A 17,811-nucleotide genomic window follows, 5' to 3' on the forward strand; every position below is an offset into this window, starting at 1 on the left:
CCACACGAGGGGCCGCGCGCGATGACCATCCGGGTATTTCCCATGGGTAGGCGTAGGCTTGGAATCGAAATAGATCTCCTTGGAAGGTTACTCTCGAATTCCTCAATGATTCCGCTGGCTTTGTGCCTGCCATGCACGCAGTCGGAGCGCGATAAGCCAATACTGGCTTGGCTTTCGTGAATCCAGAGCTCGCGGCAATGTAGACGCCGACGAGGACCTAGACGCTGAGCCAGGCCTTAAAAACTATCACCCGGCAGGTAAAATGACTGGCGGGTCAATCCGTAATCTCAATGCGAGACTGGCGACCACTTGGTCAGCCATTTTTTCGTGTTTCGATCCCTCCAGCGTGCTATTCGTCACAATGCATCGTTGTTGACCCTAATGATCCAACATGGACTACGACCCTTACTTCAAAGTCCGCGAGGCGGCAGCTGCATTGGAGTTAGCACATGCGTTCACTCGTGATTTGTCGGGAAAGATTCTGACGTGGACTGCGGGCGCTCAGAAGGTCTACCAATGGACGTCAAGCGAAGCAGTGGGCAGAACCAGCCACGATCTGCTCAAAACCAAGTTCCCGAAGCCCTTATCTGAAATCAATACAGAGTTCTTACGAGCCGGTTCTTGGGAAGGCGAATTGGTGCATCGTCGCAAAGATGGCGCAGAGATTGTGGTCGCGAGTCACTGGGCGGCGATAGATAGGGACGGTGGCTCCTCGCCGGCGCTGCTTGAAATCAACAACGACATTACGGAAACCCGGCGTCTCAATAGAGAACTGGAATTCGCCTTGAACACCGCGCTCGCCGCGTCCCGTGCAAAGGACGAGTTTCTGGCGATGCTGAGCCACGAGCTGCGAAACCCGCTAACCCCGGTGACACTCGCCCTCAGCACCCTCGCCAAGCGGGGCGAAGCGAACAGCCGGGAACTCCAGATCATCCAGCGGCAGGTGGGGCATCTGACCCGGCTGATAGATGATCTGCTCGACGTGGAGAGGCTCGCTCGCGGCAAAATCGAATTGCGCCCCGACTACGTTGAGTTGAGCACTCTGATCGCAACCGCCGCTGAGGCTGTCCAGCCCCTGATAGAAAGCAAACGGCATCACCTGGATGTGCAGATACCGGAATCAGGGCTGCTCATTTTTGGAGACGCAGGACGCCTTCGACAGGTATTCGCGAACCTGCTCAACAACGCGGCGCGCTATACACCGCCAGGCGGCCACATCAGCGTTCGCGCGGAGCGAGCGGGTTCCGAGGTGGTAGTCGAATTGCGTGACGATGGCGAGGGTATCGACCCGAACTCGTTGCCAAACATTTTCGACATGTTCTTCCAGAGGTCCCGCCCTGCAGATCGCGCCGAAGGCGGTCTCGGCTTGGGACTCACGCTGGTCAAGCGCCTGGTAGAGCTGCACAGTGGTCAGGTTACAGCAGCAAGTGCAGGGGCAGGACAAGGAAGTCAATTCACCGTAAAGTTGCCTCTGTCGAGGAGCGCAGGCCCCAGCGGATTGCGCGAATCTTCGAGAATCGCATCAGCGCATCGTCTAAAAATTCTGGTTGTAGAAGATTATCCTGATATTGCGGAAACGATCTCTGAACTTCTTCGCCTGCACGGTCACCAGGTCGAGGCGGTCTCGGATGGTTTGGCCGCGCTTGAATTGCTGACTGTGTTTTCAGCAGATGTCGCGTTTATCGACATTGGCCTGCCAGTCATGGACGGTTACGAGCTGGCCAAGCGGATCTCCGAGAGGATGCCGGAGCACATTCCAACCATGATCGCACTTAGCGGTTACGGGCAGCCGTCTGATCTGGAAAAGAGCCGCAGCGCGGGTTTTCACCACCACTTGGTCAAACCGATAGACATGGGAGGCGTCCTCAAGGCGCTGGCATCGCTGCCGCCTTGAATGGGCTCCATTCGGTCTACGGTTGCGACCTGCGCCGTATCGACGCAGTCTTGCCTGCTTCGCTGTACCCCCACAGGTTTTGCGCCCAGGTTGGCCATCACCTCCAACCCGAGGCCGCAGCGTTGGGCGAAGCTAATCGGTCATTTCGGTGAACACAGTGAAGACGCTTGGGTCGTGCGCTGGGCGACACGCGCAGTTGGTTCTCGGGAACTTTCCCCGCGGACGCGCAAACTCCGTGCCGAGGCACCGCAATTACCAGGCAGAGACCACGCTTTGTGTCGCCAAGGATCGGCGTCTCGGCATTGCGGCGTTGGGAGGGTAGAACACGGCCAGACCAACGGGGTCCCTAGGGCTTATATTTGGCTATTGGTCGTCAGGGGGTGGTCGTTAGCCAAGAAATAATGCAACACTCGTAAGGCGTATTTGCCTCTTTAACGCATATCTGCGAAATCTGCGGGTTGTCTGTGTCCAAACCGGAGAGGTGGGTTATGAAAATTGGGTTACTGATGCCATTTACCGGATACACGGCGAATCCCGCTGCCTTCGCTCGCACCGCAGAAGGGTTGGGTTTTGAATCGGTCTGGATTCCCGAGCATCCGATTTTGCCGGTCAATCCGAAGACGCCTTTCCCTGGTACCAATGGCCCGATTCCGAATGTCTATTCTCAGATGTGCGATCCATTTGTCGCGCTGAGCATGGCCGCCGCCGTCACGACCCACCTCAAGGTTGCCACGGGAATCTGCCTGGTGCCGGAGCGAAGCGCGATCGTGACGGCCAAGGAGGTCGCCACCCTCGACGCGTTCTCGAACGGCAGATTTCTGTTTGGCATCGGCGCAGGATGGTTGCGCGAGGAATCGGAGCTGCTCGGCGTGGATTTTCCCAAGCGATGGACTCAAACTGCGGAATACATCGCCGCGATGCGCGAGCTGTGGTCCAAAGATGAAGCATCGTTCGACGGTAAATACGTTAAGTTCAGCCCGGTGCGCTGCAATCCCAAGCCGGTGCAGCAACCCGGCCCTCCGGTTCTGATTGGGAGCCTGGACAAGAATGCGCTGAAGCGAGTCGCAAAATGGGCCGACGGATGGTGCCCGATCGGCGTGCCCCACGGCTACGTGAAAAAGCAGCTCGACGAGCTACGTCGTGCATGCGACGCGATCGGACGGGATTTCGCGAAGCTTGACATCACCGCGATGGGCTTCATCCAGGGCGAGCGCACCGCGGTGCAGGAGGGATTGGAAAACTATCGCAAGGCCGGTACGCACCGATTTGTGATAGGCGTTCCGAACCAGCTCAAGCCGGAGAACTATGAGGCCGAGCTGAAGCGGTTGGCCAACCTCTACGTCTAACGCTCCCGCTTTCCTAGTCCCTGCTCGTGAGGGGCGGCCGAGGATGCGCTGCGTTGTGCGGCAGGAACGCATCCGCCTGACGCGCCTGACATAGCGTGCGGCGACAGATGTTCTCTTCCAGAGATTTCCCCAATCACGAGGCACCACCACCTCGCTGAGCCATTACCCGCTCCGGGCATCGCAGTGAGCGACTCTCCCGCTCGCGGACGGAAACGAGCGCATGCTATTCGAAGCTCAACCCCACACTCGGATTCTGCACCTGGCCGCCGCAGGCGCGCGCCAGCAACGGTTTCGCCTCTTCGGCGAAGTACTGCATTTGGTCTTCGATCTCCTTGGTGGCAAAACCGCCCTTCTCGAACCACGCGTTGAAGGCGAAATCCTCGTAACCGCAGGTTTCTTTGATCCGCATGATCTGCGCCGTTACTTCCGCGGCCGTGCCAAACAGCGCGATTTCCTTGCTCAGTAGCAGATCGGGATCGACCTTGCGCGCAGGGTCGAGTCTTTCCTCGTCTGCATCGGCCAGCACCGCTGCGAAACCGAACGGCCCGTAGTAGTCCCACTGCACCTCGAGCGCCTCCTTATAACGCTTAAGTTCACGCTCGCGGTTGTGCCCGGGCAGCAGCAGATGAATATAGCGGCCGGTCAGAACTCCGCGCCGTTTTTCCGCATCCCATCCATACTTTGGCCGTCCGCGCCCGAGCCGGTCAGGCCATCCGGCTTTTTCCGACTCACGATAGAAGATCTCAACATTCTTCTTAAGTCGCGAATTCGGCTCGACGATGAAATATCCGTTGAATCCGCGCTCGGCTGCCCATTTGATCGAGCGCTCGGTCGTGAGCGGTTCCCACATCTGTGGGTATGGCCGCTGAAGCGGCTGCGGGAACACTTGCAGCTCCTTCAGGACGGTCGCGCTCTGCATGACCGGATTTGCACCGCCGTATGGATCGGGCGCGCCGATGCTCAGGACCTCGTCGAGTTTGCGGCCGGCTTTTCCTGATTCGAAATATGCGATGGTCTGCTGATGGTTCCAGCGTGTGAAAACCGGCGGAATCGTGAAGAACTGTCCGCGATAGGAAAACGACGGCTGCGTCCAGGCCTTGAGAATGATCTCATACGCTTCCTGATAGTAGGCGCGATTGCGTTCCTGGTCCTGGATCGTCGCGAAGGGCCAGCCGAACACCTCAGCCTCGCGCGGCTGGTATCCTCGCCCGATTCCGAATTCGAGCCTGCCGCCGCTTATGACATCGAGCATCGCGGCCTGCTCCGCGATTCGCACGGGATGCCACCAGGTCACTATGTTCGCGGCCTGGCCGAGACGAATCTGGCGCGTGCGCGCGGCGATCGCCGTTTCCGCCAACAGTGGATTGGGGCTGAACTCGGCACCTTCAGGCTGAAAATGATGCTCGGTCATGAAGAAATAGTTGAAGCCGAGCTGGTCAGCGAGAATTCCCTGCCGTATCTGCCCGACCAACCCGCGCTGGCTGGATTCGTGAACCTCGGCGAGGTTGCCGTCGTTGATAGCGACGCCCGAAGGCGTTCGCATGACCGGAAGATCCGATGCGCCGTTGTGGAATACACCTATTTCAATCATGACTCCTCCGTCGAGAGACCAATCCTGCCCGCAAGGGTGCGACCGCCGACTGTTTTTAGGGCCACCCCATGGTCCAGTCCGGTTCATTTGTCGGGACGAGGAAACGGCTAGGTCGCATTTCAACGGGCTCCTAGCGTCCGTCCCTCGCGCCCGCCGCTTTGCGCCGCCTCAACAACAAGTCAACGTCGAATTTGAACATCTTGGCCGCGTTCAGCCCGAGGATCTTGGCGCGTGCCTCGTCGCTCAGGTGTCCCATCTCGCGCTCGATCGCTTCGGCTGAATGCGGCCAGGTACCTTCTGCATGCGGATAGTCATTGGCCCACATGAAATTGTCCATTAGGTTCCAGCGTTCGGCCAGTTGGAGTCCTGCGTGATCCTCCTGGAAGGTCGCCGCACCGTTGCTACGAAAGTATTCGCTGGGCAGTTTCTTCAACTTCGGATAAGCCCACAGATGATGTTTGCGACAGGCTTCGTCCATCGCATCCAGCGCCCACGGGACCCATCCGATTCCGCTCTCCACCGCGGCAAATTTGAGCTTTGGAAATCGCTCCAACACTCCCGAGCCGCACAAGCTCGCGACCGGCTCAATAGTCGGTGACAGCGAGTGCGAAACGTAGTTGATAACCGCGCCACCCTCCTTGCGCGCCGCGCGCGGGTCTCGCCCGGTCGAGACATGAAAAGTGACTGGCAGGTCGCAATCCTGGATGACGGCCCACATCGGATCGTAATTGGTGAGATTGTAGTTTGGGTCGCGCGAATCATGGCCGCCGAATATCGGTTTGCAGGGCAGCGTCACGAATCGAAACCCGATTTTTGCGACCCGCTTGATTTCCTCGATCGCCAGGTCGACATCGGCGGTCATGATCGCCGCGGCCGGCGACATGAAGTCGTTGTATTTGCCGTACATTTCCCGCGAGAAATCGTTCCACACCTTGCACTGCGCCATGCCGAAGTCGGCATCCTTGGTGGCGAACATCATGAGACCCTTGTTCGGGAAGATGATCTCCGCGTCGATACCATCGCGAATATGATCTTTGATTCGCTCCTCGGGATCCGCGCCGGCCTGCCCGCGCAGGCGGTCCTCGCTGTTCTCGCGGGGAACGTCGGCGATCATTCGCGCGCGCACGCGCGATTTGCCCAGCCCTTCGGCGACGAACCATTTCTCGCCCTTGGCATCGACCTCGACGTGCGGCAGCCGGTCGCGATATTTGGGCTCGAGCCGCGTGCGCCACAGACTGCCAGGTTCGTTCGCATGGCAGTCGGCCGAGATCATCAAGTATTTGTTCGGATCGTCGGGTCGCGCCGTGTGAGCCCATCCCGCGTGCCCGGGAGTCTCAATCCGATAGCGATTTTTCTCATCGACCTGGTTGTGAATCTGCTCCATGACCGGACCTCTCGCACCGCAAGCTCTCAATCTGTTCAATGACTGCGTTTTACGCCCCTTCCATCAAGGATTTCAAACATCCCGGCTGACACGGGGAACATGTATGGACCCTGCTCCTTCGCCGCCGATGAGGTTGGGACGAATACCGACACCTTCATCCGCGAGAGAGATTTGCGGGCGAAGGTGCAGCCGCGGCCTCAGATCGTGTCAGAAACTCCCGCAACGAACAGCGGCTGCATCGCATAGCTCGCCACGTCGGCTTCCATTTCGGACCGTGACGGAGCCTTGGGTGCTTCGCCGGCCGCTTCGAGGATCGGGCGCAAGATCGTTACATCGCTCGAGGTGTTGAGGAACAAGCCCGGGCGACTCAGCACGAAATGGACCGCGCGCCGCAGTGCATCGCTATCGCGAAGCGGCTCGTACCAACTGAATTTTGGACCGTCGCCATTTTGCCATCGTCGGCGCGCGGCGGACTTGATGGTCTGGGTGGCAACCCCTCGCTCTGCACAAATCTTGAGCAACGCTTCGACGTCGGCTGCATACTGCGGATTCTCCAGCATCGTGAAGTTGTACGGAAAGAGAACCGAGTCGAAACCGAAGCGCTCCAGGCTGCGGCGATGCATCGCCGCCACCTGAGAACCGTGGCCGGTCACCCCGATAAACCGAACCAATCCCTGCTCCCGCCCTTCGACCAACGCCTCGAGTGCACCGCGCGAACCAAGCGCAGTCTTCCACTCGCTCTCATCGACGAGGTTGTGAAGCTGAATGAGGTCGATTTTTTCGACCCGCAGCCGCTCGAGCGACCGCTCCAGACTCGCCCGCGCGCCGTCATAGGTGCGATCGCCAGTCTTGGTCGCGAGAAAGAAGCGCTTGCGATGCTCGCGCATCCAGGGTCCGATTCTCAGTTCGGAATCACCATAGGCTGCGGCGGTATCGATGTGATTGATTCCGGATTCCAGGAGGATGTCGAGGACGCGATCGGCGCGATCCTGCTTCATGCTCCCTAAAGCTGCAGCGCCGAAAATTACTCGGGTACTTTGATGTCCGGTCTTTCCAAACGGACTGGTCGCGATCATGAGATCACCTCCGAGCTGGAGTGGTTTCGACTATGGCGCGGCTGGATTCCCTCGGTGTCCAGGGGCGCCAGGAATTCCATCCTTTCGCGATCGCTCACTCAAGCGCAATACGCTACCCATGAACTCTCGACGAGTGGCTACTGCTGTGAAGTCGGCAATCCTAGTGCGGTACGAATTTTTGGTTTGAGAATCCGCACCAAGTCAGGATCCCAGCACACATAATTGTCAGGAACGTCAAGCACGACAACCTTTGATGCGTGTTCCGGGCCGAACTGCTCGTGAATATGGCGATGATGGGCATCTTCCATCACGCAGATAATGTCGGCCTCCTCGAGCAGCTCCTGGGTTACCTTGTTCTTTGCCCATCGTTCAGTTCCGGCCGAAGCGACCCACATGGGAGCGCACATCTCCGCCAGCACCATTGCCGCGGTCGGGCTTCGATCCAGATTCCCGGAGCAGACCATTAGAACTTTCTTCATAACCTTTAGGACATGGGCTATCTGAGGCCCGGCGGTAGGCCCGCGCCCATAAGATCAACGAAATTGTCGCGATAGAACCGGCGGGTCTCCAGGTCAGATAAATTCGCCATCGACGCCCCGAATCGTTTGAGCGGATTACGGCCACCCTCAACGTGCGGGTAGTCAGAAGAAAACATGCAGATTTCAGCTCCCGAGTTGGCGATGATCCAGCCGGTGTCCTCGGCCGGATAGGGCGTGACTCGCACCTGGCGGCGCACGAATTCGCTGGGCTTGAGCGACAGCTTCTGGAGGCGCTCCTCATTTTTGAGAAACGCGCTGTGCGCGGTATCGAGCGACCTCATCCACCCCGGCAGCCACGAGGCGCCCTGCTCGATCACGCCAAACTTGAGCCGCGGAAATCGATCCAGTACGCGATCGAAAATCAGCGCGCCGAGCGTCTGCATCGGCGGATTCGGAATCGCCATGTAGTCGATCGAACGGAAATTTCCGTCACCGCCATGAAAATCCGGCACCGCTGGCAAGCCGTTCTTGAAATAATCGGGGGAAAGGAGCTGCCCGCCTCCTCCTACGTGAAACAGAATCGGTAATCCTGCTTCCTGCGCCGTAGCCCACAGAGGGTCGAACCCGATATGGCTCGGCGAATGTCCTTTGGGACATCGCGAAGGAATCAGCAAACCCTTCGCGCCCGCCTCGATCGCATCGCGCGCGACCGCTTGCGCGCCGTCAAAATCCGCCAGCGGAACATAGCAGGTCGCCAGCAGGCGGTCGTCGACCGAACAGAAATCAACCATCGCCCGGTTGAACGCCCGCGCCACCGCATGGGTCAGTCCCGGGTCATCCCGGTACTCCAGGTCCATCAGACCGAGAAACCAGGTCGTGAAGACCAGCTGACTGGAAAACCCGAGCTGGTCAAGTGCGGCCGGACGATCCTCGCGACGCCATGAACCAATCGCATCGTAGTTCTTGCGCAACAGGATCTTTTCCGCGCTCTCGGCCCGCCAGCCGGGATCGTCGTGCCGGCGGCGCAGCGAATTCATTGAGTCGCGGAGCAGATTGTTCGGTCCGCCGAACCATCTCCGCACATCCACCCGGTCTCGATAGGCCGCCGCGAGGTACCCATCCAGAAAGTCGGGCGCCTCCATGATGTGGGAGTCAGCGTCGTGAATGGTCTGTCCTTCTACATAGGGCATCGTCTTGCGATCCTGCAGTTAATCATATCATTTTGCGCTGGCACGCGGCGGAAGGCCGGCCGCCCGGTAGACATCGTCAATGACGCGCATATTGATGATTCCCTCGGCGCCGTCCGTCGGAAACGCACTCTGGTCACCGCGTACCCGGGCGATGAATGCCCGGAGCTGACCGGTGTAGCTGGCGTCACCGGCAACACTCTGCTGCTGCTGTCCCGAGCTGGTTTTCAAAGTCAGCTGATTTCCCATATGGGGCGCGACCGGGTTGACCACGTACAGTTCGCCAAGTTCGCCGCGCGCGGTGAAGGTCGCGCCGATCTGTGTGTCCTGCGCCATCGAGCACGTCATCCGCCCCGTCACTCCATCACCCAGCTCGAGCTCAACCTCCATAGTCACGTCGACGTTGGGCGGACCAATCCGGACGGACGCCTTCGCGACTCGCGGTGTCAAACCGGAGAATTCGCGCAGCATGTGCAACGGATAGCAGCCCAGGTCCATCGTGGCGCCGCCCGCGAGATTCCAGTCGTAGCGGATGTTGCTCGCGGGCAGCGGCACCGAGAAGTTTCCTTCCAGATGACGCAGGCGCCCCAGCGTCCCACCCCGGAGGATCTCCCGCACCCGCGCGGCCAGCGGATGGTAGCGATAGTGGAAAGCCTCGCCGAGGAATCTATCGGTTTCGCGCGCCACTGCGGCCATCCTCTGCGCCTCGGCGGCATTCGATGCTATTGGCTTTTCACAGAGCACGTGCTTTCCGGCGCGCAACGCGGCGATCGTCCATTCGCAATGGTGCGAATTGGGTAGTGGATTGTAGATCACGTCGACTTCCGGATCGTCGATGACCTGTTGGTAGGTGTCGTGAACCCGTCGGATGCGATGGGTGGCAGCAAATTCCTCGGCGCGCTTGCGATCTCGCGCCGCCACCGCGACGATTTCCGCGTCCTGTGCCTCCAGCGACGGCTTGATCAGAGCATTGGGAGTAATTTGCGCGGCACCCAAGGTGCCAAAACGGACCGGATGCTTGTCTGGCATCGTCTGTTCCCCGACTTCTGCGTTGCCAATCTTCGTGCCCGAAATTAGTCAGACTCGTCTACGGAAACAATCACTTGTAGACTCGCAGCATTGGCAAGGGCGTCAGGTCCACATCCCAAGGAGGACTCCGTAAGTGGCGACCTATGATTTCGATCTTTTTACTTTCGGCGCCGGCAGTGGTGGCGTGCGGGCGAGCCGGATGGCCGCGACCTTCGGCGCGAAAACCGTGGTCGCCGAAGAGCGATACCTGGGTGGTACATGCGTCAACGTCGGATGCATCCCCAAGAAACTGCTGGTTTACGCTTCCGAATTTGGCGAGGGATTTTCAGATGCCGCGGGCTTCGGCTGGAACCTAGGCCAGCGCCACCTCGACTGGAAGGCCTTGATTGCCAATAAGGATCGCGAGATTCATCGGCTCAATGGAGTCTATCGGCGGCTGCTAACCGAGGCCGGGGCGACGATAATCGAAGGACGCGCAACCCTGGTCGATGCGCATACGGTTTCGATAAACGGCAGGCATTACACTTCGAAGTACATTTTGCTGGCCACGGGAAGTTGGCCGGCGGTACCCGACGTCCCGGGCTCAAAGCACGCCATAACTTCCAACGAGGCATTTTTTCTGGAGAAGCGGCCGGAGCGCGTGATCCTGGTCGGCGGTGGCTACATTGCCGTCGAGTTTGCCGGCATTTTTCATGGAATGGGCAGTCACGTCACCCTGGTGCATCGAGGTGCGAAGCTGCTGCGCGGATTCGACGAAGACCTGCGCAACACGCTCGGGAACGAGATGAGCAAACGCGGGATTGATTTGCGCCTGAACTGCACTATCGCGCGAATCGAAAAGACCTCCGACGGCGTGCGCGCGCATCTGGATAGCGGCGAGATGGTCAGCGCTGAGATCATCATGTATGCGACCGGTCGCGCTCCGCACACGCGCGGTCTCGGTCTGGAAAAAGCGGGAGTAGTAATGGATGGTGAAGGAGCGATAGTAGTCGATGCTTACTCGCAGTCTTCGGTTGCGAATATTTACGCCATCGGTGACTGCACCAATCGAATCATGCTGACGCCGGTTGCGATCGCAGAGGGGCGCGCCGTGGCCGAAACCTTGTTCAACAATCGCCCGATGAGCGTCGACTATACCGGGGTCCCTTCGGCGGTCTTCAGCCAGCCCAATCTGGGCACTGTCGGCCTTACCGAAAATGAAGCGCGTGACCAGTTTGGCGATATAGCAGTCTACAAGTCCACGTTTCGTCCGCTTAAACACACGTTGAGCGGCCGCGATGAAATGACCTTCATAAAATTGGTGGTGGACAAGAAAACCGATCGCGTAGTCGGCTGCCACATGATCGGAGCTGACGCGGGCGAGATCATCCAGGGACTGGCGATCGCTCTCAAGAGTAATGCGACGAAGGCCCAGTTCGACGCGACCATCGGCATTCACCCGACCGCCGCCGAAGAGTTCGTTACGATGCGCACCTCAGGTTGAAGCTGCAGCTCCTAGCGTATGTCGTTTTTCCGACACGTTATGGCGGACAGACGGTGTGGCAACCCCGCCTCCAGGTCCCATACTTGACGAGATCGCGAGGGACGGGAGATGAATCTGGTACATCGATGGTTATGTCGCTCGCCCGGATGGCGGCGCACGGTTGAGACACAGCTCTTGCCTTGGTCGCTGTCGGGGATCGATCTGGGTGGCAACCTTCTGGAGATAGGTCCGGGCCCGGGGGTCACCACGGATTTGTTGCGGACCCGCGTCTCGAAGCTGACCTGTGTTGAAATTGACGAAGCTCTGGCGGGCTCTCTGTCGGCCCGGATGGCGAGAACCAATGTTACGGTGCGCCGCGAAGATGCAACCGCGATGTCTCTACCCGATGCCTCGTTCGATGGAGCGGTCTGCTTCACCATGCTGCATCACGTACCTTCCGCGACGCTCCAGGATCGGCTCTTGAGGGAGGTCGCGCGCGTCCTGCGGCCCGGAGCGACCTTCGCGGGCAGCGACAGCCGCTACAGCCTCTACTTCGGTGCGCTTCACTGGTTCGACACCATGGTGGTGGTCGATCCGGAAACCTTTCCACGCCGGCTTGAAGCGGCCGGATTCAAGGATGCATGCGTCGACCTGGCCGATCGGGCGTTTCGTTTTCGTGCCCGCCGACCTTGAATCGCGCTCGCCCGAGGCGTCACCATTCGTCGGGTGGCGTCTGACCCGTCCCCGCTGGCCCCTTCTCCCGTCGACCGCGTATCGCGCGGCGAGGCGTTTGGCCTCTTGGTTTTTGGCAACGCGCTGTGGGCGGGGACCTATGCGGCGGGCAAGACCGCGCTCGCGCAGCTCTCGTTCATCGAACTGAACGCGCTCCGGTTCACGCTTGCGACGCTGCTGTTGCTGCCCGTGTTGTGGACCGGGCGCAGCATTGCGGCTCGGGAGCTCTCCGATCGCCATTCGCTGCGTGGACTCGCGCGCTTGGTGGTTCTCGGTTTCGTCCTGAACAAGGCGTTCGAGTATGCAGGACTATCGCTTTCCACTGCGGTCGATGTGGCGTTGCTGATCGCGACCGAGTCGATTTTTACCGCCGTGCTCTCGTGGATCGTTCTCGATGAACCGGTGACCCCCTCGGGAATTGCAGCGCTCCTGATCGGGTTGGCGGGAGGTTACCTGGTGGTGGCCCGCGGGTTGGTTCCGGATCTCTCGGGTCCGCAGGGCCTCCACCGAATTGTGGGCGATCTGCTGGTGATATTCGCGCTGCTGTTCGAAGCCGGCTACACCGTCGGCGGTAAGGCATCCCTGGAGCGTATACCACCGCTGCTCCTGACCGCATTTTCCGTCGCGGGAAGTTTGCTGGTGTGGATACCAGCAGGAGCGATCGCGGTGGCGTGGTACGGAGCTCCCCAGCTGACGCTCTCTGCGTGGCTCGCGATCGGCTACATGGCCGTGTTCGCCACCGTCGGTGGCTACTGGATGTGGTTTCGGGGGCTCCGCGTGATCGATGCTTCGGCGGCCGCCCCGTTTCTTTTCATCCAGCCGCTGCTGGGCGCTGCACTAGGCGTGGCATTGCTGGGAGAGTCGCTTACCTGGGCAACCTTGGTCGGGGCCACTCTGATACTTTCAAGCCTTATGATCGTGACCCTCGGCGCCTCCAGCCGTGAAGCCGAACTGCTGGTATCAGAGCCGCCTCAGTGACTTTCTGTGCTGCGTCGCTTGAGCCGCAATGTTCTCCGTCAGGCTCAACCGACGGGTGGCCGGTGATGCTTCCACGGTCGCGCTTCTTCGAACTGGGCGGCCAGGGCGATGACTCCGGCTTCGTCGTTCGGGCGCCCGACGATCTGAAGTGCCAGCGGCAGCCCGGATTTGTTGAAACCATTGGGCAGCGAAATCGCGGGCTGGCCGGTCGAGTTGAACGGGAACGTGAAGGAAATCCATGAGTAGATGTCGTCGGCCACCTTCTTCGGATCGGCGGCCACGGTTCCGAGCTTCGGAGCGGGCCTGGTGAGCGTGGGCGTAAGCAGCCCGTCATAGGGCGCGAGTGCTCTGATGATATCGCGCGAGGTGTTGTGCAGCGCGGTCAGCGCGTTGAGATACTCGGCGGCCGAGATACGGCGACCCCACTCCCAGCTAGGCCTGACCATCGTATCGAGTAAGTCGGGGTTTTGGATTTCGATGGCACCGACGCACGCGCAAACGACAATCGGCGGGAATTCCCTGAGCAGCGCGCCGGGGTCGATATCTATTGCCTCGACCTCGTGGCCCAGTTCGCGGAACGCGACGCACGCCGAATCAAACGCCGCCAGCATTTCGGGGTCGATCGGACCTAGCGCGGTTTGTCTGATGGCGGCAAGGCGCAGTTTGTGCGGGCGGGCCATGACCGAATCCATGAACGGACGCTGGGGCGCTGGTGCGGTATAGGGATCGCCCAGTCCGCCCCCCGCCATTGCATCCAGCATCAGTGCCGCGTCGCGGACCGTGCGGGTGATCGGTCCGGCGGTGGCCAGCCCACCCCACCCTTCGGCCTTCTCTGGCGCCGCGGTAATTCTGGCGCGCGACGTCTTGAGTCCGACCAACCCGCAACAGGCCGCGGGAATTCGTATCGAACCTCCACCGTCGCTTCCCTGAGCGATCGGATTCAAACCTGAGGCGACAGCGACCGCCGCACCGCCGCTCGATCCTCCGGCCGTGTGCGCCAGGTTCCATGGGTTGCGGGCGGGAGGATGCAACCCGCCCTCCGTGGTCGGACGCATCCCGAATTCCGGGGTGGTGGTCTTGCCAAGCAGTATTCCCCCCGCGTTCTTGAGCCGCACGGTCAGCTCTGCGTCGGCGGGGGCATACCAATTCTCGAACGATTTGGACCCCAAGGTCGTGCGAATGTCCTTGGTCCAGGTCAGATCCTTCAGCGAATATGCGATGCCGAACAACGGCAGGTTTGCCCTTTCGGCGGGCTTCATTTTCTCGAGCCGATCGGCATCGGCCAGGGCGCGATCAGCGGTTATCGTGTAGAAGGCGCCGAGCCGCGAATTGAGGCGCTCGATACGTGAGAGATAAACCTCCGCGACTTCGCGCGGGCGGATTTCGCGCTTGCGGACCAGCTCGCGCAGTTTCCATCCTTCTATATAGGGATCAAACACCTTCCTATTATCCTCGCCATCGCTGTGGTCGGGTTGGCAAGAGCTCCTTAATCAATTGGCGGATGCTTGTCTTTCCATGGGCGTGCCTCCTCGAACTGGCGCGCCAAACCGATAATGGTCACCTCATCGGCCTGCCGTCCCACGATCTGCAGCCCGATCGGCAGACCCGCTTGGTTGAAGCCATTGGGCAGCGAGAAGGCGGGCTGCCCGGTCGCGTTGAATGCAAACGTGTACGCGACCCACTCCGGGAGTTCGTCGAGGTATCGTTCGGGTGACGATGGCATGGTGCCCAATTTCGCGGCCGGACGACCCAGCGTCGGGGAAAGGATCGCATCGTAGGCGGAGAGCTCCTGCACGATTTCGCGAGCGGTGTTGTGCATTTGCGCGGCGGTCGTGATGTACTCGTGGGCGCTCATCTTACGGCCGACCTCCCACGCAAAACGAACCACCGGATCCATCAATTCGGGTTTTTCGACCGGAACCGAGCCGATTCCTGCAGTGATGAGCGACATCACGCAGTCCTTCAGTCGCGCCCCAGGGTCGCTGTAGACCGCCTCCACCGTATGTCCTAGTTCCTCGAACACCTTGGCCGCCGATGCGAGCATGGCTTCGGATTCCGAATCGCCGCGCGTGATCGCGCTCCTGGGGAGAACCGCTATTCGCAAGTGACGGGGCGGAATATCCACCGCGGTCCGGAACGCGGCGACCGGGTCTGGCGTCCAGTAGGGATCGCCAACCACGTGCCCGGCAAGCACATCGAGGAAGAGAGCGACATCGCGAACCGAACGAGCCATCGGTCCCGAAGTGGCAAACCCCGCCCAAGCTTCACCGAAGGCAGGCGCCATCGTTACCCGTCCACGCGAAGGCTTTAGGCCGACTACGCCGCAACAGGCTGAGGGAATCCTAATGGAACCTCCGCCGTCGCTGCCTTGTGCAAGGCATCCGAGCCCGGCCGCAAGCGCGCTGCCCGCACCGCCACTCGATCCACCCGCCGTATGTTCCAGGTTCCAGGGGTTGCGAGCCGGAGGACACAACCCGCCCTCGGTGGTGGGCCGCGCGCCAAATTCCGGTGTGGTGGTCTTGCCGAGCAGAATACCGCCCGCGTTGCGCATCCGTACGACGATCTCTTCGTCAGCCGGGGCAAAATAGTTCTCGTAGTTGCGGGAACCCATCGTCGTTCGGATGTCTTTGGTCCAGTTCAAGTCCTTTATCGAGTACGGAACCCCGAACATGAGACTACGCCGTCGTTCCCCGTCGCCGAGCCTTTCCAATCGTTCGGCATCCGCGAGAGCGCGCTCTGGGGTAATCGTCATGAGTGCGCCTAGCCTTGGATTAAGGCTCTCGGTGCGAGCGATGAAAAACTCGGCGACCTCGCGTGGTCGCACCTCTTTCTTGAGCACCAGCTCGCGCAGTTCCCAGGCCTCGATGTACGGATTGAGCATCTTTGCGCATCCTCCGGTCCACCCCATGCCACCAGCGGGGATAGTAGGGCCGAGTTGGCCTCAATGTATCGAAGCGCTCGCCAACTGTGCTTGTTAGCCCAAAAGCATCCGAACCGCCAAGGTGAACTTGCCTCCACCCACGAGAACGATACTCTTGGCGGGTCGCGGGAAGTCGATGCCGTTACAGACTGTGATCTTGTGGATTCACGCGCTGGCGGGAGCGGGATGGGTCGCTGCGTGTGTGTGCTTCGTGATCGCGGGGCTGGTGCTGAGCGCGGCTGGAGATGAGCAGCGCGATTTTGCGCTGGGTGCCGCGCCCAGGATCGTCGGGTTTAGCCTTGCGGCGGCGCTTGTGCTCCTCTTCACAGGGGCAGTCAACCTCGTTCTCGCGGGAATTGTGCGGAGCTTCCGGTTCTCGCCGGAGTTTGAACGCATTCTTGGCCTCAAGGTTGTGCTCTTTGCCGTGATGTTTCTCGCGCTTCGCTGGACTCTCCGCGCCGGAGCATCGCTGCCTGACGACGCCCAACCGGCCGCACCATCCAATGCGCTGGCGCACAGACTGGCGGGGATGGTGCGGGCGCAGGTCGCAATTGCGGTGATGGGTGCAGTCGCCCTGCTGCTTGGTTTGTGGTTAATGGGAACCTAGTGCTTCACACTGACAGAGTGCCGCGAGTGATCCACTCTGGCCCATCCGGCTTCCTCGCCGGTGCCGCGCACGGGTGGAGGTGGAAGTATTCCCCTCAGGATTCACTCGATGGCTGAGACTCCGCCATCGCTCCAGATCGGTTCATTCAAGGTGGCCTTTCTGACCGATGGGCTCTGGCGCAACGACGGCGGATGCATGTTCGGCGTAGTGCCGCGTGAACTCTGGAAGCGTGAGCATCCGCCCGACGACTTGAATCGCGTCCGGCTGAACCTGACTTGTCCGCTAATCCTGCGCGGCGGCGAAGCGATCGTGGTCGACACCGGGATCGGCAATCGCCTTGACTCGGTAGAACGCAAGATTTTCAGCCATGACGATGGATGGCTTCCCGACCACCTGCGGGCACTCGGGCTGGAACTCGGCGACATCACCGGGGTGATCGTATCGCACCTTCACTTCGACCACTGCGGCGGTCTGGTGCGTAGGAAGGAATCGGGAAGGCTCGAAGCTGCATTTCCGCGGGCGAAGATCTTTCTGCAGAAGGGCGAGCTGGAGATCGCCGAGAATCCTCGCAACGAACGCCTGCATGCCGCCTATCGCCACGCCAAGGAAATCATCGCGCCCAACCGGCGCCGCATCGAAGCCATCGACGGATCCCTGGAAATCATTCCGGGGGTTTATGCGACCCCAACGGGTGGCCATACCAGAGATCATCAGGTAGCCCGGGTTGTCGACGGTGCTTCGTGCTTTGTCCACCTGGCCGACATCGTGCCGACGCGCGCTCATCTCCGAGGCCCTTGGAATCAGGCTTACGACCTCGATGCCCTCACCACCATGGAACAGAAGTCACGGTACCTTTCGCTGGCGGTTAGCGATCGCACCTGGGTTTCCTTCGCCCATGATGACGCGGTCTTTGCGGCACGGGTGAACAATGACCGGGGTAAACTCGTTTTGGGCGAGAAGGTGCTGGTTCCGGAGCACCTCCGCGAGGTCTCCTGAGGCACCATGGGTCTCTCCGGCACTGTGGACGGCCGAATTGGGAGTCACGGAAAGTTTACTTGTTGCGTTATTTCGCGTCCGTTATACTCTGTTGTGGGATGCGCTTAAAAAATAGCACAACCCCTCCTTC

15 protein-coding genes are annotated in these 17,811 nt (G+C 60.2%); 7 read left to right on the forward strand and 8 right to left on the reverse strand.

The genetic code is table 11. The annotated features are described in order from the left end of the window. The first annotated feature begins 391 nt into the window (after positions 1–391). Complete coding sequence (locus VGI36_03730; GenBank protein HEY2484229.1) at positions 392–1,894, forward strand: ATP-binding protein; 1,503 nt, start codon at positions 392–394, stop codon at positions 1,892–1,894. 488 nt (positions 1,895–2,382) lie between these two features. Further along, a complete protein-coding gene (locus VGI36_03735; protein HEY2484230.1) occupies positions 2,383–3,240 on the forward strand; it encodes an LLM class F420-dependent oxidoreductase in 858 nt (285 codons plus the stop codon). 223 nt (positions 3,241–3,463) lie between these two features. Here VGI36_03735 and VGI36_03740 read toward each other — a convergent pair whose 3' ends face one another. The 6 genes from VGI36_03740 to VGI36_03765 all read right to left on the reverse strand — a co-directional run bounded on the left by VGI36_03740 (position 3,464) and on the right by VGI36_03765 (position 9,986). Beyond that, entirely contained in the window at positions 3,464–4,831 is a 1,368-nt protein-coding gene (locus VGI36_03740; protein ID HEY2484231.1) for an LLM class flavin-dependent oxidoreductase, read from the reverse strand. Positions 4,832–4,961: 130 nt separating this feature from the next. Continuing rightward, entirely contained in the window at positions 4,962–6,215 is a 1,254-nt protein-coding gene (locus tag VGI36_03745) for an amidohydrolase family protein (GenBank protein HEY2484232.1), read from the reverse strand. 197 nt (positions 6,216–6,412) lie between these two features. After that, entirely contained in the window at positions 6,413–7,291 is an 879-nt protein-coding gene (locus VGI36_03750) for an aldo/keto reductase (GenBank protein HEY2484233.1), read from the reverse strand. 137 nt (positions 7,292–7,428) lie between these two features. Then, a complete protein-coding gene (locus VGI36_03755; GenBank protein HEY2484234.1) occupies positions 7,429–7,755 on the reverse strand; it encodes a hypothetical protein in 327 nt (108 codons plus the stop codon). 32 nt (positions 7,756–7,787) lie between these two features. Continuing rightward, on the reverse strand, positions 7,788–8,960 hold the full coding sequence (locus VGI36_03760; protein HEY2484235.1) for an amidohydrolase family protein: 1,173 nt from the start codon (positions 8,958–8,960) through the stop codon (positions 7,788–7,790). A 27-nt stretch (positions 8,961–8,987) separates the two neighbouring features. Next, complete coding sequence (locus VGI36_03765) at positions 8,988–9,986, reverse strand: Gfo/Idh/MocA family oxidoreductase (GenBank protein HEY2484236.1); 999 nt, start codon at positions 9,984–9,986, stop codon at positions 8,988–8,990. A 133-nt stretch (positions 9,987–10,119) separates the two neighbouring features. On the opposite strand from VGI36_03765, the gene gor reads away from it, so the two are divergent. From gor to VGI36_03780, 3 genes are all read left to right on the forward strand, one after another. Continuing rightward, positions 10,120–11,469: a glutathione-disulfide reductase gene (gor, locus tag VGI36_03770; GenBank protein HEY2484237.1), complete on the forward strand. Its 1,350-nt coding sequence runs from the start codon at positions 10,120–10,122 to the stop codon at positions 11,467–11,469. A gap of 108 nt (positions 11,470–11,577) precedes the next feature. Beyond that, positions 11,578–12,141 carry a class I SAM-dependent methyltransferase gene (locus VGI36_03775; protein ID HEY2484238.1) on the forward strand — a complete coding sequence of 188 codons (564 nt, stop codon included), beginning with the start codon at positions 11,578–11,580 and terminating at the stop codon, positions 12,139–12,141. Positions 12,142–12,246: 105 nt separating this feature from the next. Then, entirely contained in the window at positions 12,247–13,158 is a 912-nt protein-coding gene (locus tag VGI36_03780) for a DMT family transporter (protein HEY2484239.1), read from the forward strand. Positions 13,159–13,202: 44 nt separating this feature from the next. On the opposite strand, the gene VGI36_03785 is transcribed toward VGI36_03780, so the two are convergent. Together VGI36_03785 and VGI36_03790 are read right to left on the reverse strand one after the other, a co-directional pair. Beyond that, positions 13,203–14,597, reverse strand: coding sequence for an amidase (locus VGI36_03785; GenBank protein ID HEY2484240.1), 1,395 nt, complete (start codon positions 14,595–14,597; stop codon positions 13,203–13,205). A 47-nt stretch (positions 14,598–14,644) separates the two neighbouring features. Next, positions 14,645–16,039 (reverse strand): amidase, encoded by a 1,395-nt coding sequence (locus tag VGI36_03790; GenBank protein ID HEY2484241.1) that lies wholly within the window; start codon positions 16,037–16,039, stop codon positions 14,645–14,647. A 175-nt stretch (positions 16,040–16,214) separates the two neighbouring features. Between VGI36_03790 and VGI36_03795 the strand changes: the two genes are divergently transcribed. Next, positions 16,215–16,685 carry a hypothetical protein gene (locus tag VGI36_03795; protein ID HEY2484242.1) on the forward strand — a complete coding sequence of 157 codons (471 nt, stop codon included), beginning with the start codon at positions 16,215–16,217 and terminating at the stop codon, positions 16,683–16,685. 108 nt (positions 16,686–16,793) lie between these two features. After that, complete coding sequence (locus VGI36_03800; GenBank protein HEY2484243.1) at positions 16,794–17,681, forward strand: MBL fold metallo-hydrolase; 888 nt, start codon at positions 16,794–16,796, stop codon at positions 17,679–17,681. Positions 17,682–17,811: the final 130 nt, after the last annotated feature.

The organism is Candidatus Binataceae bacterium, assembly GCA_036495685.1.
GTDB lineage: Bacteria > Desulfobacterota > Binatia > Binatales > Binataceae > JAFAHS01.